This is a genomic window from Pseudomonas rosaeacicularis (genome assembly GCF_057128745.1).
In genome coordinates this window covers 202,281-225,178 of the sequence record NZ_JBSKHT010000013.1, presented here as the reverse complement: position 1 = coordinate 225,178, position 22,898 = coordinate 202,281, and the positions used below count along the sequence as shown (strand labels likewise).

20 protein-coding genes are annotated in these 22,898 nt (G+C 57.6%); 13 read left to right on the top strand and 7 right to left on the bottom strand.

The annotated features are described in order from the left end of the window. Positions 1–86: 86 nt before the first annotated feature. The 3 genes from ACWKWM_RS18445 to ACWKWM_RS18435 all read left to right on the top strand — a co-directional run bounded on the left by ACWKWM_RS18445 (position 87) and on the right by ACWKWM_RS18435 (position 6,295). Entirely contained in the window at positions 87–2,576 is a 2,490-nt protein-coding gene (locus ACWKWM_RS18445; protein WP_483847511.1) for an autotransporter outer membrane beta-barrel domain-containing protein, read from the top strand. A 347-nt stretch (positions 2,577–2,923) separates the two neighbouring features. Beyond that, complete coding sequence (locus ACWKWM_RS18440) at positions 2,924–5,107, top strand: autotransporter outer membrane beta-barrel domain-containing protein (RefSeq protein WP_483847510.1); 2,184 nt, start codon at positions 2,924–2,926, stop codon at positions 5,105–5,107. 294 nt (positions 5,108–5,401) lie between these two features. Further along, the gene (locus tag ACWKWM_RS18435) at positions 5,402–6,295 is read left to right on the top strand and encodes a PA4780 family RIO1-like protein kinase (RefSeq protein WP_483838195.1); all 894 of its coding nucleotides are present in this window, start codon (positions 5,402–5,404) and stop codon (positions 6,293–6,295) included. Positions 6,296–6,444: 149 nt separating this feature from the next. Here the strand turns inward: ACWKWM_RS18435 and cueR are convergent, their stop codons facing one another. From cueR to ACWKWM_RS18420, 3 genes are all read right to left on the bottom strand, one after another. After that, on the bottom strand, positions 6,445–6,846 hold the full coding sequence (gene cueR / locus ACWKWM_RS18430; protein WP_483847509.1) for a Cu(I)-responsive transcriptional regulator: 402 nt from the start codon (positions 6,844–6,846) through the stop codon (positions 6,445–6,447). Then, entirely contained in the window at positions 6,843–9,041 is a 2,199-nt protein-coding gene (locus ACWKWM_RS18425; RefSeq protein WP_483847508.1) for a heavy metal translocating P-type ATPase, read from the bottom strand. The genes cueR and ACWKWM_RS18425 overlap by 4 nt, the downstream gene beginning before the upstream one ends. A 75-nt stretch (positions 9,042–9,116) precedes the next feature. Continuing rightward, positions 9,117–9,497 (bottom strand): hypothetical protein, encoded by a 381-nt coding sequence (locus tag ACWKWM_RS18420; RefSeq protein WP_483847507.1) that lies wholly within the window; start codon positions 9,495–9,497, stop codon positions 9,117–9,119. Between the two features lie 156 nt (positions 9,498–9,653). Here ACWKWM_RS18420 and ACWKWM_RS18415 point away from each other — a divergent pair, with 156 nt between their 5' ends. Then, on the top strand, positions 9,654–9,851 hold the full coding sequence (locus ACWKWM_RS18415) for a heavy-metal-associated domain-containing protein (protein WP_483847506.1): 198 nt from the start codon (positions 9,654–9,656) through the stop codon (positions 9,849–9,851). A gap of 189 nt (positions 9,852–10,040) precedes the next feature. On the opposite strand, the gene ACWKWM_RS18410 is transcribed toward ACWKWM_RS18415, so the two are convergent. Together ACWKWM_RS18410 and ACWKWM_RS18405 are read right to left on the bottom strand one after the other, a co-directional pair. Next, on the bottom strand, positions 10,041–11,900 hold the full coding sequence (locus ACWKWM_RS18410) for an Lnb N-terminal periplasmic domain-containing protein (RefSeq protein WP_483847505.1): 1,860 nt from the start codon (positions 11,898–11,900) through the stop codon (positions 10,041–10,043). 75 nt (positions 11,901–11,975) lie between these two features. Further along, positions 11,976–12,464 (bottom strand): DUF3015 domain-containing protein, encoded by a 489-nt coding sequence (locus ACWKWM_RS18405; protein WP_349799597.1) that lies wholly within the window; start codon positions 12,462–12,464, stop codon positions 11,976–11,978. A 277-nt stretch (positions 12,465–12,741) separates the two neighbouring features. Here ACWKWM_RS18405 and ACWKWM_RS18400 point away from each other — a divergent pair, with 277 nt between their 5' ends. From ACWKWM_RS18400 to bamJ, 5 genes are all read left to right on the top strand, one after another. Beyond that, on the top strand, positions 12,742–15,174 hold the full coding sequence (locus ACWKWM_RS18400) for a Lon protease family protein (RefSeq protein ID WP_483847504.1): 2,433 nt from the start codon (positions 12,742–12,744) through the stop codon (positions 15,172–15,174). A 180-nt stretch (positions 15,175–15,354) separates the two neighbouring features. Continuing rightward, complete coding sequence (locus ACWKWM_RS18395; RefSeq protein WP_483847503.1) at positions 15,355–15,687, top strand: PA4575 family protein; 333 nt, start codon at positions 15,355–15,357, stop codon at positions 15,685–15,687. 183 nt (positions 15,688–15,870) lie between these two features. After that, complete coding sequence (locus ACWKWM_RS18390; protein WP_483847502.1) at positions 15,871–16,359, top strand: TIGR00645 family protein; 489 nt, start codon at positions 15,871–15,873, stop codon at positions 16,357–16,359. A gap of 329 nt (positions 16,360–16,688) precedes the next feature. Then, positions 16,689–16,997, top strand: coding sequence for a DUF6482 family protein (locus ACWKWM_RS18385; RefSeq protein ID WP_483847501.1), 309 nt, complete (start codon positions 16,689–16,691; stop codon positions 16,995–16,997). A gap of 114 nt (positions 16,998–17,111) precedes the next feature. Continuing rightward, entirely contained in the window at positions 17,112–17,729 is a 618-nt protein-coding gene (bamJ, locus tag ACWKWM_RS18380; protein ID WP_483847500.1) for a BamJ family beta-barrel-assembly machinery protein, read from the top strand. A 99-nt stretch (positions 17,730–17,828) separates the two neighbouring features. Here bamJ and ACWKWM_RS18375 read toward each other — a convergent pair whose 3' ends face one another. Next, positions 17,829–18,071 carry a PA4570 family protein gene (locus tag ACWKWM_RS18375; protein ID WP_483847499.1) on the bottom strand — a complete coding sequence of 81 codons (243 nt, stop codon included), beginning with the start codon at positions 18,069–18,071 and terminating at the stop codon, positions 17,829–17,831. 256 nt (positions 18,072–18,327) lie between these two features. After that, entirely contained in the window at positions 18,328–19,296 is a 969-nt protein-coding gene (locus ACWKWM_RS18370; protein WP_483847498.1) for a polyprenyl synthetase family protein, read from the bottom strand. A gap of 242 nt (positions 19,297–19,538) precedes the next feature. Between ACWKWM_RS18370 and rplU the strand changes: the two genes are divergently transcribed. The 4 genes from rplU to proB all read left to right on the top strand — a co-directional run bounded on the left by rplU (position 19,539) and on the right by proB (position 22,873). Beyond that, the gene (rplU, locus tag ACWKWM_RS18365; protein ID WP_483847497.1) at positions 19,539–19,850 is read left to right on the top strand and encodes a 50S ribosomal protein L21; all 312 of its coding nucleotides are present in this window, start codon (positions 19,539–19,541) and stop codon (positions 19,848–19,850) included. 36 nt (positions 19,851–19,886) lie between these two features. After that, positions 19,887–20,159 (top strand): 50S ribosomal protein L27, encoded by a 273-nt coding sequence (rpmA, locus tag ACWKWM_RS18360; protein ID WP_268798113.1) that lies wholly within the window; start codon positions 19,887–19,889, stop codon positions 20,157–20,159. Between the two features lie 288 nt (positions 20,160–20,447). Further along, on the top strand, positions 20,448–21,671 hold the full coding sequence (cgtA, locus tag ACWKWM_RS18355) for an Obg family GTPase CgtA (protein ID WP_483847496.1): 1,224 nt from the start codon (positions 20,448–20,450) through the stop codon (positions 21,669–21,671). Between the two features lie 83 nt (positions 21,672–21,754). Continuing rightward, complete coding sequence (gene proB / locus ACWKWM_RS18350) at positions 21,755–22,873, top strand: glutamate 5-kinase (protein WP_483847495.1); 1,119 nt, start codon at positions 21,755–21,757, stop codon at positions 22,871–22,873. Positions 22,874–22,898 lie beyond the last annotated feature (25 nt).

Sequence of the window (22,898 nt, the reverse complement as noted above, 5' to 3'; positions counted from 1 at the left end):
TGGGGTGAAGTGAGTTTGCCGCAGTCAGGGCATCGCTGGCGTTGAAAGGGAAAACTGCCTCAGGCATACAACAGGGAGTTGTTGTGATGAAAACTTATGGCGCTTGTTTTAACCGCAGCCAGCTGTCCATTGCCATTTGGCTGACCCTATCTATGAGCGCACCCGCCTTCGCGCTGACGATCGGACCGGGCGGTTCGGTAACGGTAAACAACGCAACTGCTGCGCAGACGTGGAACCTGACGGGCGCTAGGCTGACCATTGTCCCGGGAGGCTCCTCATTGGGTATCTCGGCGCAACAGGGTTCTACGGTCACGATGGATGGCGCCGCTGTGACGGCAACGGCTCCGACTATTCAGCTTAATTCGATCGGCCTAAGTCTGGTGAGCAGCACTGCAGCTATCACCAATACCAATCTAAGCTCCCTTAACGATGTTGGTCTTACGGTCAACGGGCTCACTACGGGTGGCCTAACGGGGTCCACAGCGAATGTTTCCAATAGCGCAGTCAGCGGATTCGGCCGTGGCGTCAACGTCTTTGGGAACAGCACCGCGACACTGGTCGGTTCGCAAATTACCGGTACTGGAACCAGCTATGGCGGGATTGTAGGGGACGGTGTAGGGCTGTCCGTCATCGGGGGGACGGCAGTCGTGCAGGGCAGCGCCATCACCGGGAGCAACCGTGGTGTGGTCATGGTCGCGGACCGAGGCACGATTATTTCGCCGTCGTTAACGCTGGACAACACCGCGGTAACGGGTACGACGGGTAGTGCGATGCTGATAGGCACGGTCGTGGGCAACGTTACCAACGCTACGGTGCTGGTACAAAACGGGTCAACCCTCAGTGGTGCTAACGGGGTGATGCTGGAGGTGGGGCAGGCGGCAACGGCCAGCCGGGCATCCAATGTCAACTTCACTGCCGACAACACCGCGTTGACCGGTGATGTACAGGTTATCCCTGGCTCAATTGCCGACATCACGTTGCGCAATAACACCCGCGTCGTTGGCAATATGACCAATATCAATAGCCTGAACATCGGCAGCAACTCAGCATTGACCGGCACGCTGACCAATGCGCAAGGCACAACCATCGATGCTACTTCGACGTTCAACATGATCAACGATTCGACGGTGGGCAATCTCAACCTTAACGGCGGCACTGTAGATCTGCGTGCGGGTAACAACGGTTTTCGGATCTTGAACGCTACAAGTTTGGCAGGGGCCGGGACTTTTGCACTGGGCACTGATCTGGCTGGGCATCTCAGCGATCTGGTCAATGTGACAGGAGAGGCCTCGGGCAGCCACAGCTTGCGGGTGCAGAACACAGGGGTTGATCCGATTGAAGAAGAGCATGCTCAGCAGGTGGTGCATACCGGCAGTGGGGATGCCGCATTCGCGGTAGTGGGGGGGCAGGTCGATGTTGGGACTTTCGTATACCGACTTGAAAAGCGGGGCACGGACTGGTTTCTGGTTCAGGCTAAAACCCAAGACCCCGGTATTCCGGTGGATCCTGAAAACCCCGTGGATCCGGTGGATCCAGTAAACCCCGTGGATCCGGTGGATCCAGTAAACCCCGTGGATCCGGTAGATCCCACCAATCCGATAGATCCTGTGAATCCAGTCGATCCAGTCGATCCCGTCGATCCTGGAGACGGCGGTAATCCGATCATTTCACCCAGCGCCCGGACGGTTATCGGGATATTCAGCGCAGCCCCGACCGTGTGGTATGGCGAGCTGGCCACCCTGCGCGCGCGAATGGGTGAGCTGCGCGATGGCCACGACCAGGGCGGCGGTTGGGTGCGTACGTATGGCAACAAATACAATATCTCCGCTACTGATCAGGTCAATTACACGCAAACCCAGCAGGGCATTTCGTTTGGCGCCGATCTGCCTGCCTCCAATAACGGCGGTCAATGGCTGATCGGCGTCATGGGCGGTTACAGCAGTTCGCAGTTGAACCTGGAACAGGGGAGTAACGGCCGGATAAACAGCTACTACGTAGGGGCCTACAGCACCTGGATCGCCGACAGTGGTTATTATGTGGACGCGATTATCAAAGCCAACCGTTTTCAGAATAAAGCCGATGTGCGAATGAGCGACGGCGTCAAAGCCAAAGGTGACTATGACAACTATGGTATCGGCGGTTCGGTTGAGGCGGGCAAACACATAAAATTTGCCAGTGACTGGTTTATCGAGCCCTACCTCCAAGCTTCGGCACTTTGGGTTCAAAGCGACGACTACTCGCTGGATAACGGGTTAAGCGCACGCAGTAACAAGGCTGATTCTTTTCTTGGAAAAGTCGGTACGCATATAGGTCGAACCATTGCTCTGGACAAGGGAGGCTTCGTGCAGCCTTATGTAAAAGTCGCAGCCGCGCATGAGTTCGCCCGCAATAATGAAGTTCGCGTGAACCGCAGCACGTTCAGTGATGATTTATCCGGCACGCGAGGCGAATTGGGGGCGGGGATTGTGGCCCAATTGTCCGATGTCCTGCAGGTGCACGGGGATATCGATTACAGCAACGGTGAGAATATCGAGCAGCCATGGGGAGTGAATATCGGGCTGCGCTACAGCTGGTAGAAAGGGGAAAGGTGCAATTCAGGCTTGGCAGTTTCGGTTTGCCGCCGCAGGACGTTTATCGTCACTGTGAAACAGTGTCGGTAAGTTCCTGCCATGGAGACGCCGTTGGACTACCCAGGTTGAATAATTTGCGCTTGCAAATAAGGAAATGTCCTACATGTTATGCGGAATTGTCCTAGCGATGTTTGTAGTCCTTTTCTGTCCAATAGCGCCCTCTTTTCGGCGACAAGCACGTTAGCGTGTTCAGAGGGCGGTAAATCTTTATGCAAGGCCAGTGCAAAGTTTCAGGTAGGGGGCAGCTGTGGCTCGCTGCTATTTTGGGTTCCACGCTAGCTTACGACGTGGCCTTGGCTCGCGACTTAGGACCCGGTGGTAGCGCTACTGTTACCGCCGGCAGCGCTATCGAAGAATGGACTCTGGAATCTGCAATCCTCAAGGTCGCTCCTGGCGGTGCAACTCAAAGCATCGCTGCTCGCAATGGCTCGCAAGTCAATATCGACGGTGGGACAGTCCGCAGTCAGGGCAGCGCGGGCCTGACGCTCGAAGGCAGCACGGCCACGATTAACAATGCCCATATCACCGCAACCAATGTGACCTCCTCGAAGACCGAAAGCAGCTTTGGGCTGCTACTGTTTCAGCTTGGATCGAACTCCGGCCCCTCCGTCGCTAATGTCTTTAATAGCGAGATTTCCGGTGTAGGACGTGGAGTGAGTGTATTCGACGCATCATCCGTGTTCCTGACCGACTCCATCGTAAAGGGTAACGACGGGCTAGATACCAATGGCCCGATTTCCGGTGGCGTAGGGATCGTCCTGGGCGCCGGCAATGCAGTGCTTTCTGGAAGCACAGCGGTGGGGGACAACAACGGCGCAGTGCTGTTTTCAGACACCGTAGGGCAGGTAGCGACGCAATCCACTCTTAAAATCGACAATGGATCGCAAATCATCGGATTGACGGGCAGTGCCATTCTTGTAAGCCATGCGCGCGGTCTCGATGTGCCGACTGTTATTGATGTCGCTAATGGGTCCACGCTGCAGGGCGGCAATGGCGTGATTCTGGAAGTAGAGAAAGGCGCTATTGCAGAATTCAATGTCACTAACAGTCAACTCATCGGTGACGTGCTGGTCAGCGATGATTCCACCGCGCATCTCTCACTGGCCAATAACTCCAGCCTCACGGGCACCATCACTAACCCGACCAGCCTGAATATCGATGGCACTTCTGCCTGGGTGATGGAGGACGACTCCACCGTCGGCAAGCTCGGCCTGAATGGCGGTTCGGTTGACCTGCGCGGTACATCGCAAGGTTTTCACACGCTGAACGTTGAGGAACTGTCCGGCGCAGGCACCTTTGCGCTGGGGACTGATCTTGCAGCTCAGAACGGTGACTTCCTTAATGTCACGGGCAGTGCCACCGGCGCCCACCAATTGCTGGTGCAAAACACCGGCGTTGATCCGCTTCAGGATGCCGCCCCTCAGCAGGTCGTACACACCGCAAGCGGCGACGCACAGTTTTCGCTGATCGGTGAAAAAGTCGATTTCGGAACCTTCGCTTACGAACTGCAACAGCAGGAAAACGCTACCGGTGGCGCCGACTGGTCACTGGTGCAAACCGAAGAAGTGTCCGCCGCTTCGCGCTCGGTCATTGGTCTGTTCAGCGCAGCGCCCACTGTCTGGTACGGCGAAACCTCAACCCTGCGCAGCCGCATGGGCGAAGTGCGTAACGGCCAGGCCGAGGGCGGAGGCTGGATGCGCGCTTACGGCAACAAGTTCAACATGTCCGCAGGCTCGCAAGTTGCCTATTCGCAACAGCAGCAGGGCATTTCCTTTGGTGTCGATGCACCGATGAAAAGCAGCAACGGCCAGTGGTTGGTCGGTTTGATGGGCGGTTACAGCAAGTCCGATCTGGACCTCAAAGAAGGCACCAAAGGCAAGGTTGATAGCTTCTACGTCGGTGCCTACAGCACTTGGCTGGCGGAAGACGGCTTCTATATCGATGCGTTGATCAAGGCTAACCGCTTTCAAAACGCCTCGGACGTGGTAATGCGCGACGGCCAGAAGTCCAAAGGCAAATACACCAACCACGGTGTGGGTGCTTCGGTGGAAGCAGGTAAGCACATTCAGCTTAAGGAAGAATGGTTCGTGGAGCCTTTCGCGCAAGTGACCGGCCTGTGGGTCAGCGGCCAGGATTACGATCTGGACAACGGCATGGACGCGAACAGCAATAAAGCTGATTCGATGCTGGGTAAGGTCGGGACCAGTGTCGGGCGCAAGTTCGCGCTCAAGGATGGCGGTTTCTTACAGCCTTACGTGAAAGTGGCGGCGGCACATGAGTTCGTCACCAGCAACCAGGTGAGCATTAACGGCAATCGTTTTCACAACGACCTGTCCGGCTCGCGCGCCGAATTGGGCGCAGGCGTTGCTGCTCAGTTGACCGACAAGCTGCAGCTGCATGCGGACTTCGATTACATGAAGGGCAACAACATCGAACAACCTTGGGGCGTCAACGTAGGGTTGCGCTACAACTGGTAACGCGATGCTGTTCATGACCATGTGAATCAGGGGCCCAAGTGGCCCCTTTTTCATGTCGGTCACTGCTGTCCTGAACGCTTTGGGCACTGGGAGCTTAGAAAAACCTCCAGGCTTGTGTCACCAAACAACCAGGCAGTCGGTCTATGCTGTGGGCGGCACAAAAGCTGCTTTAACAAAGATGGGGCGACAGCCGTGCGGCACTCAATCGGCCTACCCCCTACTCGCTGGCAGAGGATTGCCGTATAACGAGCAACATTCGCGTGTTTGGCAACGAAGGACCCCCAATAAAAGCTGATGAAGACTCCTAAACGCATTGAACCCCTGATCGAAGACGGTCTGGTCGACGAGGTGCTGCGCCCGCTCATGAGTGGTAAAGAGGCAGCTGTTTATGTGGTGCGCTGTGGCAATGAGCTGCGGTGTGCCAAGGTTTACAAGGAGGCGAATAAACGTAGTTTCCGTCAGGCAGCGGAGTATCAGGAAGGCCGAAAGGTACGCAACAGCCGTCAGGCTCGCGCGATGGCCAAGGGTTCGAAGTTCGGACGCAAGGAAACCGAAGACGCGTGGCAGAACGCCGAAGTGGCGGCGCTGTTCCGTCTAGCGAGTGCTGGCGTGCGTGTGCCCAAGCCGTATGACTTCCTCGAAGGCGTGCTGCTGATGGAATTGGTGGCCGATGAGTACGGCGATGCAGCGCCGCGTCTGAATGACGTGACACTGGAGCCGGATCAGGCGCGCGAATATCACGCGTTCCTGATTCAGCAGATCGTGCTGATGTTGTGTACCGGTCTGGTGCACGGTGACCTGTCCGAGTTCAATGTGCTGCTGACGCCGACAGGCCCTGTGATCATCGACTTGCCTCAGGCGGTGGATGCAGCGGGCAACAACCACGCGTTCAGCATGCTGGAGCGCGACGTGGGCAACATGGCGTCGTACTTCGGCCGTTTCGCGCCGGAGCTCAAGGCCACGCGTTTCGCCAAGGAAATGTGGTCGTACTACGAAGCCGGTACGCTGTCGCCTGCGACCGTACTGACCGGTGAGTTCGACGAGCCCGAAGACCTTGCCGATGTTGGCGGTGTGTTGCGCGAGATCGAAGCGGCGCGGCTGGATGAAGACCGTCGTCAGGCGGTTCGTGCGGCGGATGATGCGCCACCGAACAAAACCGAAGAGCCGCCTCCGCCATGGATGCAGTGATCGGCGTATGACAAAAAACCGGCTAAGGCCGGTTTTTTGTTGGAGCCAGCCTTGCGCCGTTGTGTAGGAGCCAACTTGTTGGCGAAGCGACAGGCGCGGTGTGTCTGGGATCACGTTTCGCGAACAAGTTCGCTCCTACAGGTTGTGCCTCATTTGCAACACCCACCCGACTCCAAGTCATTGAGAATAGGACAGTCCGGGCGATCATTGCCCTGACAATGCTCCACCAGCTCCTGCAACGTATCGCGCAGGGCGGTCATCTCGATGATCTTTTGATTCAAATCATCGACGTGCTGGCGCGCGAGGGCTTTGACGTCGGCGCTTGCCCGGCCTCGGTCCTGCCACAGCGTCAGCAGCTTGCCGACTTCCTCCAGCGAAAAGCCCAGATCCCGCGAGCGCTTGATGAATGCCAACGTGTGCAGATCATCCTGGCGATACAGCCTGTAACCCGCTTCAGTGCGGTGCGCAGCCGGGAGCAAATTGATGGATTCGTAGTACCGAATCATCTTCGCGCTCAGGCCACTGGTTTTTGCGGCTTGGCCGATATTCATTGCGCGTCTCCTTCGATATCCGGTTTCCAGGTTTTGAGTAGCAGCGCATTACTTACGACGCTGACGCTGGACAGGGCCATCGCAGCCCCCGCCAGCACCGGGTTGAGCACGCCAAATGCCGCCAGCGGAATGCCGATCAGGTTATAAACGAACGCCCAGAACAGGTTCTGGCGGATCTTTGCGTAGGTCCGGCGACTGATGTCCAGCGCGGCCGGGACCAGCCTCGGATCACCGCGCATCAGTGTGATGCCCGATGCGTGCATGGCGACGTCGGTGCCACCGCCCATCGCAATGCCAATGTCAGCGGAAGCCAGCGCGGGGGCATCGTTGATGCCGTCGCCGACCATGGCGACGACGCCCGATTCTTTCAGCTTTACCACCGCTGCTGCTTTGTCGGCGGGCAGCACTTGAGCCTTTACATCCTTGATCCCCAGAGCATCCGCCACCACCTTGGCGCTGCCCTGATTGTCCCCCGTCAACATATGGCTGCTGATGTGGCGGGCAGTCAGCTGTTTGATCGCCTGCGCTGCGCCGGGTTTAAGCGTGTCACCGAAGGCGAACAATCCCATCACCGAGGGCTGTGAGCCCAATTTGATCAACCAGGACAACGTGCGGCCTTCGGCCTCCCAGTTCGCAGCGATCTCGGCCAGTGCGCCCGGTTGCAGGCCACTTTCTTCCAACAGTCGAATATTACCCAGGGCTAACTCAACACCGTGCACGGTTCCGGCGATCCCGCGTCCGGCCAGCGAGCGGCTGTTCTGGACAGTGTCCAGCGTCAGGCCACGTTCTCGGCAGGCATCCAGCACCGCTTTCGCCAACGGGTGCTCACTGCCGCGCTGCAAGGCGCCGGCCTGTTGAAGCAGAGCGGTTTCGTCTCCGTCCACAGCGAGCATGTTTGTAATGCGCGGCGTGCCGGAGGTCAGCGTGCCGGTCTTGTCGAACACAACGGTTGTGACTTCATGGGCCCGCTCCAGCGCTTCGGCGTCTTTGATCAGAATCCCATGGCGCGCCGCGACGCCGGTCCCGGCCATGATCGCGGTGGGTGTTGCCAAGCCCAAAGCGCAGGGGCAGGCGATGACCAGCACCGTGACGGCATTGATCAGCGCTGTCTCCAGCGAAACACCCACCAGCAACCAGCCAACCAACGTCACTGCGGCGATTCCCAGCACCACCGGGACAAATACCCGACTGACTTTATCCACCAGCTTTTGAATAGGGGCCTTGGCCGATTGCGCATCCTCGACCAGACGAATGATCCGCGCCAACACGCTTTCGCTGCCCAGCGCCAAAGTTTTGATCAGCAGCCGACCTTCGCCATTGATCGCGCCACCCGTGACTTTGTCGCCCGGCTGCTTGGGCACCGGCAGACTTTCGCCGCTGATAAGTGCCTCGTCGGCATGGCTTTGGCCCTCGACTACCTCGCCGTCCACTGCAAAGCGCTCGCCGGGTTTGACCAGAACCACGTCATTCAACATCAGTGCACTGATCGCGACCTCACGTTCCTGGCCGTCCACGACCTGAATGGCGCGCTCCGGACGCAACGCTTGAAGGGAGCGAATGGCGCTAGACGTCTGTCGCTTAGCACTGCTTTCAAGGTATTTGCCCAACAGCACCAGGGCGATGACGACTGCAGAGGCTTCGAAATACAGGTGCGGCATCGTGTTCGGCGCGGCCATCGCCCATTGATAAACGCTCAGGCCATAACCGGCGCTGGTGCCCAAAGCAACAAGCAGGTCCATGTTGCCAGCGCCGGCGCGGACGGCTTTCCAGGCAGCGATGTAAAAGCGCGCGCCGAGGATGAACTGCACCGGCGTCGCCAGCGCAAATTGTGCCCAACTCGGGAGCATCCAGTGAACGCCAAAAGGTGTTAGCAGCATGGGGACGATCAACGGCAGCGCCAGCGCGATGGCGGCCAGCAACACCCAACGCTCGACGTGATGACGTTGCTGCTGACTGGCGGCTTGTAGCGCTGGGTCTTGCAAAAGGCTTGCGCCGTAGCCCGCTTTGTCGACGGCGGCGATCAGGCTTTGGGGGTCGATTGAATCAGCTACTTCAACGCGGGCGCGTTCATTGGCCAGGTTCACGCTGGCGCTTGTCACACCGGGGACCTTGCGCAGCGCACGTTCGACGCGGCCGGCGCAACTGGCGCAGGTCATGCCGGTGATGGGCAGGTCGAAGGTGGCAGGATGGGGCATGGGACGGTGCTCCTTGAGGGCGGATGCCTGCAAGGATCAACCTTGCCATACGGACAAGGTCAAGTCGCGTTCTGGCTAGTAATTGAGCTCGGCCTTTTTTAAGTACATCCCGTTTGGCCCCGAAGCGATACGGAATTTGAGCACGTCACCGGCATTGATATGAATGCGTGAACTGTTCTGCGCCTCAATCCCCGGCGAACAGCCCGGCGTCTGGGTTGGCAGCACGCGCAAGCGCACCGAAATGTCGCCGGTTGGCAAATTGAACGAGGTCGATTGCTCTTGAAACAGACGGCCGACCAATTGGTCCTGCATGAAAATGCCGATTTCGCAGGGGCTCGCGACTTCGAGGCGCTCCCGGGAAATAATCAGCACGCCGTAATCCTGATCGGCCTGAGCCCAGGATGCGCAAATCGACAGGCCAATAAAACTGAAAAGGCGAAGGGCTGACCCGCGCATGACTGATTCTCCAGAGGTGACGGTGATTGCTGCACTTTCGCTCACCGATAACACGATTACCAGCCCGGCAGGACAAACCAAAACTTGACCTTGCCGTTGGGGGAAGGTCGAACATTTGGGCATCAAACAGCGCTATCTCGAGTAAGGAGTCACGACATGCAGATTTTCAGCGTTCAGGGCATGACCTGTGGGCATTGCGTCAAAGCGGTCACCAACGCGATTAAGGCGGACGACCCGAGTGCCGATGTGCAGGTCGATCTGGCCAAGGGCGAGGTCAGCGTGCACAGCGTGCTGGCCAATGACCGGCTTATCGGTTTGATCGAGGAAGAAGGCTACAGCGCGCAACTCGTGTGAATTTGCAGCGGACTTTCTGGGCTGACAAAAATCCTATGTGGGAGCGGACCTGTCCGCGAAGAGGGCGGTACAGTCGGTACGTCTGCATCGTCCTTTAGTCAGTCTTCGCGGACAGGTCCGCTCCCACGGGTTTTGTGGTCACTGACTAATAGTCGGTGATTCCACATCTCCCACAAGTCCGCATATTGGCTAGTAGTGATACCACTTCAGCTCTAGCATCACTTCATTCACCGGCGACGTCATCTGGCTGAATTCGCGTTGCGCACTCAGGCGCAGACCGAGGTTGCGCGACAACTCCCACTGCTGATTAAGGCTGATGTTGCGACGGATCTCGCCGTTGGTGAAGTAATCGCCCTTGGTTTCCAGGCTGAAATTACCCAGCGGATTACGCCACAGTACCCCGGTATTGAACCCAGCCGCCGGCGACACCAGCGCTGAAAAATCATTGTTGTGCTCAACCCGCACGGTGCCCAGTGCAAAGCCCAACACATCTTCGCCCAGCTTCCATGTACCGCCCGCACCGCCGTTCACCTGGCTGACCAGATTCTCGTCGCCGTGCTTGCCCAGCACCCGCTCCAGACCGCCGCGCACTTGCCATGACCAAGGCTGCAGCAACTCATTACGCGGGGTCAGCGAGCGAATGGTCGCCAGATCCAGTTGCTGCACCTGCCAACGATTGCCTTCGTATTGACGCAACTTCAGTTGAAGAATCTCGATCTGCGCACCCAACGGGAAACCGTATGCGTTGTCGTTAAGGTCGTGGTACGCCATGCGCAGGCCGTATTCGCCGAACGCCTTGCCGTCACGGCTGCCCGCGCCGAGCTGCCAGGTCCGGGATTCATGGCCGTCTTCCGGTAAGCCCGGTCGCTCGATCTCCAGCGGCGGTGGCGGGTTTTTGCTGATTGAACGCAGCAAATCGAAACTGCGCTGCGACGCCACCGGGTCACGCTCTTGGCCATTGGCGCGATAGCGTTCCAGGCGATACGCGGCGTCCTGAATCAGCGCACGCCGCTCCTTTGGCAATGCCTGGTAATCAGGCGTTTGCAATTGTTTTTGATCCGCGCTGACTTTCAGCACCCACTGCTGCTCGTCGCTATTGAGCGGCTCGGCACGGCTCAGCAACTCACGCTCGCGGGAGGGGCGGTAATCGATCTTTTCCACCAATCCAGCGTCCTGAATGGCGCGCACGGTGTCAGTCGGAATGGCGGTCAGCTGAAACTTGCTGGTCAGGTCCAGACCAGGACGCGCGACTTGTAGCAACTCCAGCAGGCGATATGAGCAGTTTTCGTCGAAGAAGAAATACCCGAAACGGATCTGTTTCAATTCCCACACATGCTCGACCATGCGCTGGGTTTCGACGGGTGTCAGATTCAATCGGTATTCCCACAGATCGCGGTTCTCAAGGCTACGGTATTCGGAGAGTTTGTCCTGATATGGCACCAGCGCGAATAGGCCGGGGTAACCGCCCATCAAGCCTTTCCACGCGTACAGAATGCTGTTGTCCGAACCTTCGATATAAGCGCCGAAGTTGATCGCGTAGCTCAACAACGCCGTCTTGTTAGCCTGTACGCCAGCCTGATCAACGCGCAATAACGTGTGGCCGAACATCGACGAAGGGCTGTTCAAATAGGCCGCGGGAAAGATCAACACCGTGCTGTCCGGCGCCACGTCCTTGAACCACTGGTTGAATTCCTTGCAGTCCACCGTCGGCAAATCGGTGAGTTGAAGCTCATTGCGAAGCCAGCGGGTACGTGAAGGATAAACGCACTGAGCGTGGGCATTTTCCTGCCCTGCAATGACCGGCTTGTAGATCGCCTGGAGCGTGGCGCCGAGTTCGGCAGCCGGGTCATGCTCGCCATTTTTTGCGAGAAAGAATTTTTGGTCATCCACATAGCTGCGCCAGCCGCCAAACTTGCCAGGCGTGTAATGACCTATTGAAATCCAGAACGGTGTATTGGCCAATTGCTGCAAACGATTGTTGTCGACGTGGGGCGCGGCAAACAGCGGGGCGCACACACAGAGTGCCAGCCAGGCAAGGCGTTTGAGCATAGATAGGCAACTAGTCAGGGATAGACGAAATGCGTTGAATGCCTGCCTTCCGGGCGGAAGGCAGGCGTGCCGACTTTAAGCCTGGGAAGCGTATTTCGCCAGAGCCGGATCGTTCTTCAGTACGTTGACGGTGTTGTCGTGGACATCTTGCGCCGTGGCATCAGCCTTGGTGAAGATCTGCTGGTAGTGCTCGTGGGTGACTGCGGCGAAATGCGCACGGTCTTCCGGTGCAACGCCCAACACGACCGCGTAAGTCGTCAGTGCTTCGCCCTGGCCCATCGCCATGTCTTTGGACAGCTCATCCATCATGCCATTCATGGCCAGCCAGGATTTGCCGCCGTAGGTCAGTGCTGCGTTAGTGGAGCAGCCGTTGGTGCCGGAGGTCATACCGAACGTGGCGTTACCCGAGGTACCGTTGGTGGTGGATGCGAGGAAGTGAGCTGGTGTGCCACGTTGACCTTCAAACAGCATGTTGCCCCAGCCACAGTCCGGGCCGCCTGGCGCTTGGGCCATGGCGTTGATGGACACAGCGGCGAAGAGAGTACCAAGAAGAATCCGTTTCATAGCTTTGTTCTCTTTTGTATTCAACCAAGGGTCGGATCCTGGCCGATGACTGCACCAGGGCGGGCCAGTTACTTGTTTACCGTCCGCGCAAGTTGGAGTTTAGGCACAGTAGGAACGTTCCGTGGTTTATTACAGAAAGTTCCTTCCAAGCCGCAGGAATAGAGCCAAGAGACAGGTTCTCCAGCTGAAACTACATTCGGCCTTTTCCTGCCTTGCCAGTGTGGTGCGACGAGCGCCAGAATGCGCCCATCTGCCCCGCCTGACGTAAGGATGTCCGATGCCCGATTCTGTTGCTGCCAGCTTGCGACTAGCGCCCGAAGCGCTGACCCGTCCCTTTTCCGCTGAACAGTTCAGCTTCACGACAACCAACGATCTTGAACCCTTTCGCGGCGTGCTCGGCCAGGAACGAGCGGTCGAGGCTCTGCAGTTCGGTGTGGCCATGCCGCGCCCCGGTTACAACGTGTTCGTCATGGGCGAGCCCGGCACTGGCCGGTTTTCGTTCGTAAAGCGCTACCTCAAGGCCGAAGGCAAGCGCATGCAGACCCCCTGCGACTGGGTCTACGTCAACAACTTCGATGAGCCGCGCGAGCCTAAAGCTCTAGAGTTGCCACCGGGCAGCGCCAGTGCCTTCATCATCGACATCAACGGCTTGGTCGACAACTTGCTGGCGACCTTTCCGGCGGTGTTCGAACACCCGTCCTACCAGCAAAAGAAAAGCGGCATCGACCGCGCCTTCAATCAGCGTTACGACCGCGCGCTCGATGTCATCGAGCGGCTGGCCCTGGAAAAGGGCATTGCGCTGTATCGCGACAACACCAACATCGCCTTCACCCCGATGGCCGATGGCAAGGCACTGGACGAGGCGGAGTTTTCGCAACTGCCTGAAGCGGAGCGCGAGCGCTTCCACGAGGACATTTCGTCCCTGGAAGAGCGTTTGAACGAAGAACTCGCCAGCCTGCCGCAGTGGAAACGCGAATCCAGCAACCAGATGCGTCAACTCAATGAAGAGACCATCACCCTGGCATTGCAGCCTTTGCTAGCGCCGCTGTCGGAGCACTATGCCGAAAACGCTGCGGTCTGCGCTTATCTGCAGGCGATGCAGGTCAATCTGCTGAAAACGGTGGTCGAGCAACTGGTCGACGACAGCAAGCCTGACGCTCAGGCTCGGATCATGCTGGAAGAGCAGTACGTGCCGAGCCTGGTGGTCGGGCACTCTGCCAGCGGCGGCGCGCCGGTAGTGTTCGAGCCGCACCCGACTTACGACAACCTGTTCGGGCGCATTGAATACAGCACCGATCAAGGCGCGCTCTACACCACCTATCGCCAGCTGCGTCCGGGTGCTTTTCATCGCGCCAACGGCGGCTTTCTGGTGCTCGAAGCCGAGAAGATGCTCAGCGAGCCGTTCGTGTGGGATGCGCTTAAACGCGCCTTGCAATCACGCAAGCTGAAGATGGAATCGCCGTTGGGCGAGCTGGGTCGTCTGGCGACCGTCACCCTGACCCCGCAAGTGATTCCGCTGGCAGTCAAAGTCATCATCATCGGCGCGCGTTCGCTGTATTACACGCTGCAGGACCTTGATCCGGACTTCCAGGAGATGTTCCGGGTGCTGGTGGATTTCGACGAAGACATCCCAATGGTCGATGAAAGCCTGGAGCAGTTCGCCCAGCTATTGAAAACCCGGACGTCGGAAGAGGGCATGGCGCCGTTGACCGCCGATGCGGTGGCACGTTTGGCTACCTACAGCGCGCGGCTCGCCGAACACCAAGGTCGTTTGTCGGCGCGTATCGGTGATCTGTTTCAGCTGGTCAGCGAGGCGGATTTCATTCGCAGCCTGGCCAATGACGAACGTACCGACGCAGGTCATATCGAGCGCGCGCTTAAAGCTAAGGCCACGCGCACCGGGCGGGTCTCGGCGCGAATTCTCGATGACATGCTTGCTGGCATCATTCTGATCGACACCACAGGCGCGGCGGTCGGCAAGTGCAACGGTCTGACGGTGCTTGAAGTGGGCGATTCGGCATTCGGTGTGCCGGCGCGCATTTCCGCGACGGTTTACCCGGGCGGTAGCGGTATCGTGGATATCGAGCGTGAGGTCAATCTTGGCCAGCCGATCCACTCCAAAGGCGTGATGATCCTCACCGGCTACCTCGGCAGCCGTTACGCGCAGGAATTCCCGCTGGCAATCTCGGCGAGCATAGCCCTGGAGCAATCCTATGGTTACGTGGACGGTGACAGTGCTTCATTGGGCGAGGTTTGTACGCTGATTTCGGCCTTGTCGAAAACCCCGCTCAAACAGTGCTTTGCGATCACCGGTTCCATCAACCAGTTCGGCGAAGTGCAGGCGGTAGGCGGGGTCAACGAGAAGATCGAAGGCTTCTTCCGACTGTGCGAAGCGCGCGGTCTGACAGGCGAGCAGGGCGCAATCATTCCTCACGCCAACGTCACCACGCTGATGCTCGATGAGAAAGTGCTGCAAGCGGTGCGTGATGGCAAATTCCATGTCTATGCGGTGCGGCAGGTGGACGAGGCGCTGAGTTTGCTGGTCGGGCAACCGGTGGGCGAGGCCGATGAAGACGGCCAATTCCCGGACGACAGCGTGAACGGCCGGGTGGTGGATCGTCTGCGCGATATCGCTGAAATGCTCAGCGAAGAGGATCTGAAAGAGTTGGAAAAAGAGCCGCCACAATTACAGCCAGAGCTGAAAAGCTGAGGCGTTGACGTCAACAAAATGGGCGCATGATGGCTAAATGACCATTCGGCGCCCATTTTGTTTTCAGCCTTTTCGAAGGGGGTAATTCTTCTATATTGTCTCGGTACCACAGTTGTCAAAAGGACTGACGCGCCTCCATTGCAGTAAGAGGCGAACACTGTAGCTACCGAGGAGCTCGCCATGCCGCGCAGCCTCTGTCTCACTCGCCAATGCCTGGGTCTGGTGACCCGAATCGAATGTGTGATCCGCCCGCTGTCTGGCGATAATGGTATGTGGACATTACTGTTCGCTGCCGGAATGGCTGGAGAACAACCCACCGCTCTCAAGGCTCAGGGGCCGTTTCATGGTCCTGTCGCTGCTGAGTCCGTTCTGGATGCGATTGCCGAGAGCCTTACGCTGCACGGCTACCAAACCGCTGAAGAAATACCGATCTGGAGTCTTCACCTGCAAGGTGAGCTGCGAAGGATCAACAACGGCGCCGGGCAAAGTCAGCGATCGTCTCCCGTGAGCTAACTTTGCGTTCAGCGCCCATAACCGATGCTCCGCACGTGTTTTCCTGTCATCAGGGTTGTCGTGCGGCGCTGGCGTCTGATTTGTAACTGACCTGGCTTAATTGTTTCAATAAGTGTCTTCACTTGTTGCCTGCCAATACCTACGCCCTATACTCGCGGGCTTGTTAATGACCTGTGAGTTTCAATGGAACGCTTTTTCGAAAATGCCATGTACGCGTCGCGCTGGTTGCTGGCGCCGATCTATTTTGGTCTGTCTCTTGGGCTGTTGGCGCTGGCGCTGAAGTTCTTTCAGGAGATATTCCACGTTATCCCCAATGTCTTCGCGCTGGCTGAATCGGACTTGATTCTGGTCTTGCTGTCGCTGATCGACATGGCGCTGGTGGGCGGCTTGTTGGTCATGGTGATGATTTCCGGGTACGAAAACTTCGTCTCGCAACTCGACATCGATGACAGCAAGGAAAAGCTCAGCTGGCTGGGCAAGATGGACTCGACCTCTCTGAAAATGAAGGTTGCTGCGTCCATCGTCGCCATTTCCTCGATCCACCTGCTGCGCGTGTTCATGGATGCCAAGAACATCGAGCCGCAATACCTGATGTGGTACGTGATCATTCACATGACCTTCGTGATCTCCGCGTTTGCCATGGGTTATCTGGATAAGCTGACCAAGCATTGATGCTGGTTTCTCCGTAGGAGCGCGCTTGCCCGCGATTGCAGTCTGCCTGCGACATATTTGGTGACGACGCGCCGTTATCGCGAGCAAGCTCACTCCTAAAGCATTGATTCGTGCCCTGTTGGAGCGAGGCTTGCCCGCGAAGCTAGCAACTCGGTTTTGGATATTTTCCCAACACCAGGTTGTCAGCTTCGCGGGCAAGCGCGCTCCTACAAACCAACGTTAGGCCCGCAGCAAACAGACCAGCGGCAGGCTTTTGGCTTGTAGTTGAGCGTTCATCAGCGAGACTTGTAGCTCGCCCATCGCTGCACAAGATCGTTGAGGATTTGCTCATGAACTTGCAGGAACTGAACACCCACGCCACAGCCGGTCATATCGACGAACTGAACCTCATCTCGATCGAAGGCGGTATCTATTTGCTCGAAGCGCGTATGCATGGCGCCGCTCACCCGCTGCGCGATGCACATGGCAAAACCCTGCACCTGCGCTCGGTCGAGCACGCGCGGGATTTGTTACACGCCCTGCCGCCGATACCTTTCCATCTGGTCCATGCCGTGGTCCACGACGAAATGTGCGGCATGCACGGTACCGACGAGCAAACGGTACGCGTGCCGATGTCCATCCGCTCGGCGTGGTCGTGAGTACCACAGTCTCTGACCGCGCTGGCCTGTCTAGGGCCGTTTGACCAATTGTGCTAGGCTGCTCGGCCTTTTGGTTCGGGGCGCCTGCAGGCGCTCTTTAAGCGGAGCAGTGTTATGTCCGAAGTCCTTCTGTCCACCGACGAAACCCGCGTCAGCTACGGCATTGGCCGTCAGTTGGGCGACCAACTGCGCGACAACCCGCCACCGGGTGTCAGCCTGGACGCCATCCTGGCAGGCCTGACCGACGCATTCGCCGGTAAACCAAGCCGTGTAAGTCAGGAAGAAATGGCTGCGAGCTTCAAAGTCATTCGCGAAATCATGCAGGCCGAAGCCGCCTCCAAGGCTGAAGCGGCTGCTGGCGAAGGTCTGGCTTATCTGGCCGAAAACGGCAAGCGCGAAGGCGTTACCACGCTGCCATCGGGTCTGCAGTTTGAAGTGCTGACTTCAGGCGATGGCGCCAAGCCAACGCGCGATAGCCAGGTGCGTACTCACTACCACGGCACTCTGACCGACGGGACTGTGTTCGACAGTTCTTACGATCGTGGCGAGCCTGCTGAGTTTCCGGTCGGCGGCGTTATCGCGGGCTGGACCGAAGCCCTGCAACTGATGAACGCCGGCAGCAAATGGCGTCTGCACGTTCCGAGCGAGCTGGCTTACGGCGCTCAAGGCGTTGGCAGTATCCCGCCGCACAGCGTGCTGGTGTTTGACGTTGAGTTGCTGGACGTTTTGTAAGGCTTCGCAGCGGTAAGTTTCAAGCCTCAAGCTGCAAGTAGATTGGTTGCTGGACGGGCCTTTTTGGTCTGTTCAGCAACATCTGATTGATTTCATCTGTCAGTGAAGTTCCAGGCCGGGGCGCAATGCCCGGGCGTAACAAAATAGAAACAGGCTGCGCACCATCTCCTTCTGAACACCTGGCTCGCATGAGCTGAGACTGTTGACGTCCAGATCCCCTTGATCCATTAACTCATCCAGTGCGTCCTCGTGCAGTACTGCGCAGACTTCGCCAGTTTCGCGGTGCAGGATTCGCAAGTATGGGTGCGGCCGATCCAGCCAAGCGTCGATGAGATAGGTCATGTTCGTTCTCCTTGATGTGTCCAATGAGAATAATTCCTATCCATTAAATAGCAAGGATCTATTTGAGATTTGTTCGCATTTGAGACGGTCGGTTGATCTGTATCACGTTCACGGCCTTTCTGTTGGGGCGAACTTGCTCGCGAAGCGTCGTACCTGATACACCGGTTTAATCCTTCGCCAACCAGTTAGCTCCTACAGATTGCCGGCCACAAAAAAGCCCGTCGCAAGGACGGGCTTAGGCGGAGCAGGGCAGCGATCAGTGAGTGCGCGCTACGGCGAACTCACTCAGCTCGATCAGCGCGTCCTTGTATTCGCTGGCTGGCAGTGCGTCCAGGCAGGCGATGGCTCGGGCGGCGTAGTCGCGGGCCAGTTTTGCCGTGTAATCCAGCGCACCTGCGTTTTCAACGGCCTCGCGGATACTTTCGAGGTCTTCAAGGCCGCCTTTTTGAATAGCCTGTCGAACCAGTGCGGCCTGTTCGGGCGTACCTTCTCGCATGGCGTAGATCAGCGGCAAAGTCGGTTTGCCTTCTGCTAGATCATCGCCGACGTTTTTACCGAGGGTTTCGGCGTCGCCGCGATAATCGAGAAGGTCATCGACCAACTGGAAAGCAATGCCGAGGTGATCGCCAAAGGTGCGCAGTGCTTCGCTTTGCTCGTCGGAGGCTTCGGCTAACGCCGCAGCACTGTGGGTCGAGGCTTCGAACAGCATGGCCGTCTTGCCGCGAATCACTTCCATATAGGTTTCTTCGGTGGTGCTGGCGTCGCGAATCTTCGAGAGCTGCAGGACTTCGCCTTCAGCGATGATGCGCGTCGCTTTGGAGAGAATCTTCATGACGGGCATCGAGCCCAGCTCGACCATCATTTCGAACGAGCGTGAATAAAGGAAGTCGCCCACCAGAACGCTCGGCGCATTGCCCCACATGGCGTTGGCAGTCGAACGGCCACGGCGCATGCCGGACATGTCAACCACGTCGTCATGGAGCAGCGTGGCCGTGTGCAAAAACTCGATGGTCGCTGCCAGCAAACGCAAGTCATCGCCATCTTTGCCCAGCGCTTTGCCGCACAGCAGCACCAGCAACGGGCGCAAGCGTTTTCCGCCAGCGGAAGTGATGTAATCGCCGATTTTCGAGACCAGCGGCACGCGCGACGTCAGCTGCTTCTTGATAATGTGGTCGACGGCAATAAAGTCGTCCGCCACAGCGCGGTAGAAGGCTTGGGGTTGCATCAGCGAGACGTGCTCCAGAAGGGTTGCGCGGCATGCTAGGTTGCAGGCCCCACCCTGTCAAGGCGTGACATGACGCCGCTTGCAAGCTATCCACCGCTTGCGTACAATCGCGCACCCTAACTTTCCTGGGCAGCACCTGCCTTACGCAATTGCATGTGAGCCGTTCCAGCCTCATGCAGCCATGCCAGCCGATACTCTTACTTATAAAGAGCTGGGTGAGCAGGATTTTCGGAGAAATACCCATGTACGCAGTAATTGTTACCGGTGGCAAGCAGTACAAAGTCGCCCCAGGTGAATACCTGAAAATCGAAAAACTGGAAATCGCCACTGGCGAATCCGTGACTTTTGACCGCGTATTGCTGGTCGCCGATGGCGAAACCGTCAATATCGGTGCTCCAGTCGTAGCAGGCGCTACCGTTGTTGCTGAAGTGATCGCCCAGGGCCGTCACGATAAAATCCGCATCATCAAGTTCCGTCGTCGTAAGCACCACATGAAGCGTATGGGCCACCGCCAGTGGTTCACCGAGATCAAAATCACCGCTATCACGGCCTGAATTTCAGCCTGCTAGCCCAATAGGAGTATTGAACTCATGGCACACAAAAAAGCTGGTGGTAGTACCCGTAACGGTCGCGACTCAGAAGCCAAACGTCTTGGCGTGAAGATGTACGGCGGCCAGGCTATCATCCCAGGCAACATCATCGTGCGTCAGCGCGGTACTCAGTTCCACGCCGGTTACGGCGTTGGCATGGGTAAAGATCACACCCTGTTCGCGAAAGTGGAAGGCGTGATCAAGTTCCAGGTTAAGGGCGCTTTCAACCGCCGTTACGTGAGCATCGTGCCAAAGACTGAAGTCGCGGCATAATCTCGCAGCAGCTCGGTCTGTGTGAGGGCGATTCGTTTTCATGCTGTCTGAGCTCGAAAGGCCCTGTCTCGCGACAGGGCCTTTTTGTTTGTAAACGAGTCGGTTTGTTGATGAATCGGTTCCAGATGGATCTGTTTTGGTGAGTCTCTTGCAAAGCTGTTTGTGTGAGCCGTTGTGATGTGGACCTTTGAGGTCGCTGGTTTTTGATCGGTATCGCAACGCTCATCTTTGCAAGAGCCTTATGTATTTTTGTTGTTCTGCTCGTCTTTGTGACGGGAGGCGTGTGTTATGAAGTTTGTTGATGAAGTGTCCATTCGAGTAAAAGCCGGTGACGGTGGCAACGGTTGCATGAGCTTCCGTCGCGAAAAATTCATTGAGAATGGCGGCCCTAACGGTGGTGATGGTGGTGACGGCGGCTCGATCTATATGATCGCCGACGAAAACCTCAATACCCTGGTCGACTACCGCTACACCCGTCACTTTGATGCCGAGCGCGGCTCCAATGGCGGCAGCGCTGACTGCACCGGTAAAAAAGGTGAGGAGCTGGTACTGCGTGTGCCGGTGGGTACCACAGTAATTGACGCGGGCACCCAGGAAATCATCGGCGACCTGACCAAAGCGGGTCAGCGCCTGCTGGTGGTTCATGGTGGCTGGCACGGCTTGGGCAACACCCGCTTCAAGTCGAGCACCAACCGCGCTCCGCGTCAGACGACGCCTGGCAAGCCGGGCGAGCAGCGTGATCTGAAGCTGGAGCTTAAGGTTCTTGCGGACGTGGGTCTGCTGGGTTTGCCAAACGCTGGCAAAAGTACGTTCATTCGTTCGGTGTCTGCCGCCAAGCCGAAAGTCGCTGACTATCCGTTTACTACTTTGGTGCCAAACCTTGGTGTGGTCAGCGTCGATCGCTGGAAAAGCTTCGTCATTGCCGATATTCCGGGTCTGATCGAAGGCGCTTCGAACGGTGCCGGCCTGGGTATCCGCTTCCTCAAGCACTTGGCGCGTACGCGTCTGTTGCTGCACCTCGTCGACATGGCGCCGCTGGATGAAACCAGCGCTCCAGATGCGGCTGAAGTGATTGTCAGTGAGCTTGAGAAATTCAGCCCTTCCCTGGCAGAGCGTGATCGCTGGTTGATATTGAACAAGTGCGATCAGATTCTTGAAGAAGAGCACGAAGCTCGCAAGCAGGAGATCATCGATCGCCTGGAGTGGGCTGGCCCGGTGTACGTGATTTCAGCCATTGCCAAAGAAGGCACCGAGCAACTGACCCGCGACATCATGCGTTACCTTGAAGATCGCGCTGACCGCCTGGCCAATGACCCGGCGTACGCTGCGGCATTGGCCGAGCTGGATCAGAACATCGAAGACGAGGCGCGTGCGCAGTTGCAGGCACTCGACGATCAGCGCGCGCTACGTCGTAGCGGCGTGAAGAGCGTCCACGATATCGGTGATGACGACTGGGATGAGGAAGATGTGGATGACGAAGACGGTCCGGAAATCATTTACGTCCGAGACTGATCCACTGAAGTAAACTACAGCGCCGCTTAACAGCGGCGTTTTAGTATGTCGAATTCGTACTTTCTGGCTTAGGGTTTAAGAGCATGCGGAGCAAGGTGACAGGTGCCCAGCGTTGGGTGATAAAGATCGGAAGTGCGCTGCTGACGGCGGATGGCAAGGGTCTGGATCGCAATGCGATGGGTGTTTGGGTCGAGCAGATGGTGGCGCTGCATGAGGCGGGCGTCGAACTGGTTCTGGTGTCATCCGGCGCGGTTGCGGCCGGTATGAGCCGCCTTGGCTGGACTGCGCGACCAAGTGCCATGCATGAGCTTCAAGCGGCTGCCGCCATCGGTCAGATGGGTCTGGTGCAGGCGTGGGAATCAAGCTTCGCCGAGCATGGCCGTCATACTGCGCAGATTTTGCTCACCCATGACGATCTGTCTGACCGCAAGCGCTACCTCAATGCGCGCAGCACGCTGCGTACGCTGGTGGAGTTGGGTGTTGTCCCGGTCATCAATGAGAACGACACCGTGGTCACCGATGAAATTCGTTTCGGTGACAACGACACGCTCGCAGCACTGGTGGCGAATCTGGTCGAGGCTGATCTTTTGGTTATCCTCACTGATCGTGACGGTATGTTCGACGCCGATCCTCGCAACAATCCTGAAGCCCAGCTTATCTATGAGGCGCGTGCTGACGATCCAGCGCTTGATGCCGTGGCGGGTGGTACGGGTGGCGCATTGGGGCGCGGTGGTATGCAAACCAAGCTGCGTGCGGCTAGATTGGCTGCCCGTTCAGGCGCTCACACCGTGATCGTCGGTGGGCGCATCGAGCGCGTGCTGGCACGGCTAAAGGCTGGCGAGCGGCTGGGAACGCTGTTATCCCCTGAGCGTGAAATGCTCGCAGCAAGAAAGCAGTGGCTTGCCGGGCATCTTCAAACCCGTGGCACGCTCGTCTTGGATGACGGTGCGGTCAAGGCGTTGTCTGAGGGTCACAAAAGTCTGTTGCCGGTCGGTGTAAAGCTGGTGCAGGGGAGCTTTCGTCGTGGCGAGATGGTCGTATGTGTCGGGCCGGACGGTCGAGAGATCGCTCGCGGTCTGAGCAACTACAGCGCTTTGGAAGCCCAGAAGATCATCGGTCAGCCTTCGGATGCCATCGTGAAAGCGCTGGGTTACATGGCTGAGCCTGAGTTGGTGCATCGGGATAATCTGATTCTGGTCTGAGCTTCAGTCATTCATTAAGGAAATC

What these genes read in the sequence shown, in the direction of transcription:
- ACWKWM_RS18445 (WP_483847511.1), top strand. Translation starts at nt 87, where the DNA reads ATGAAAACTTATGGCGCTTGTTTTAACCGCAGCCAGCTGTCCATTGCC.
- ACWKWM_RS18435 (WP_483838195.1), top strand. Translation starts at nt 5,402, where the DNA reads ATGAAGACTCCTAAACGCATTGAACCCCTGATCGAAGACGGTCTGGTC.
- cueR (WP_483847509.1), bottom strand. Translation starts at nt 6,846, where the DNA reads ATGAATATCGGCCAAGCCGCAAAAACCAGTGGCCTGAGCGCGAAGATG.
- ACWKWM_RS18425 (WP_483847508.1), bottom strand. Translation starts at nt 9,041, where the DNA reads ATGCCCCATCCTGCCACCTTCGACCTGCCCATCACCGGCATGACCTGC.
- ACWKWM_RS18420 (WP_483847507.1), bottom strand. Translation starts at nt 9,497, where the DNA reads ATGCGCGGGTCAGCCCTTCGCCTTTTCAGTTTTATTGGCCTGTCGATT.
- ACWKWM_RS18415 (WP_483847506.1), top strand. Translation starts at nt 9,654, where the DNA reads ATGCAGATTTTCAGCGTTCAGGGCATGACCTGTGGGCATTGCGTCAAA.
- ACWKWM_RS18410 (WP_483847505.1), bottom strand. Translation starts at nt 11,900, where the DNA reads ATGCTCAAACGCCTTGCCTGGCTGGCACTCTGTGTGTGCGCCCCGCTG.
- ACWKWM_RS18405 (WP_349799597.1), bottom strand. Translation starts at nt 12,464, where the DNA reads ATGAAACGGATTCTTCTTGGTACTCTCTTCGCCGCTGTGTCCATCAAC.
- ACWKWM_RS18400 (WP_483847504.1), top strand. Translation starts at nt 12,742, where the DNA reads ATGCCCGATTCTGTTGCTGCCAGCTTGCGACTAGCGCCCGAAGCGCTG.
- ACWKWM_RS18395 (WP_483847503.1), top strand. Translation starts at nt 15,355, where the DNA reads ATGCCGCGCAGCCTCTGTCTCACTCGCCAATGCCTGGGTCTGGTGACC.
- ACWKWM_RS18390 (WP_483847502.1), top strand. Translation starts at nt 15,871, where the DNA reads ATGGAACGCTTTTTCGAAAATGCCATGTACGCGTCGCGCTGGTTGCTG.
- ACWKWM_RS18385 (WP_483847501.1), top strand. Translation starts at nt 16,689, where the DNA reads ATGAACTTGCAGGAACTGAACACCCACGCCACAGCCGGTCATATCGAC.
- bamJ (WP_483847500.1), top strand. Translation starts at nt 17,112, where the DNA reads ATGTCCGAAGTCCTTCTGTCCACCGACGAAACCCGCGTCAGCTACGGC.
- ACWKWM_RS18375 (WP_483847499.1), bottom strand. Translation starts at nt 18,071, where the DNA reads ATGACCTATCTCATCGACGCTTGGCTGGATCGGCCGCACCCATACTTG.
- ACWKWM_RS18370 (WP_483847498.1), bottom strand. Translation starts at nt 19,296, where the DNA reads ATGCAACCCCAAGCCTTCTACCGCGCTGTGGCGGACGACTTTATTGCC.
- rplU (WP_483847497.1), top strand. Translation starts at nt 19,539, where the DNA reads ATGTACGCAGTAATTGTTACCGGTGGCAAGCAGTACAAAGTCGCCCCA.
- rpmA (WP_268798113.1), top strand. Translation starts at nt 19,887, where the DNA reads ATGGCACACAAAAAAGCTGGTGGTAGTACCCGTAACGGTCGCGACTCA.
- cgtA (WP_483847496.1), top strand. Translation starts at nt 20,448, where the DNA reads ATGAAGTTTGTTGATGAAGTGTCCATTCGAGTAAAAGCCGGTGACGGT.
- proB (WP_483847495.1), top strand. Translation starts at nt 21,755, where the DNA reads ATGCGGAGCAAGGTGACAGGTGCCCAGCGTTGGGTGATAAAGATCGGA.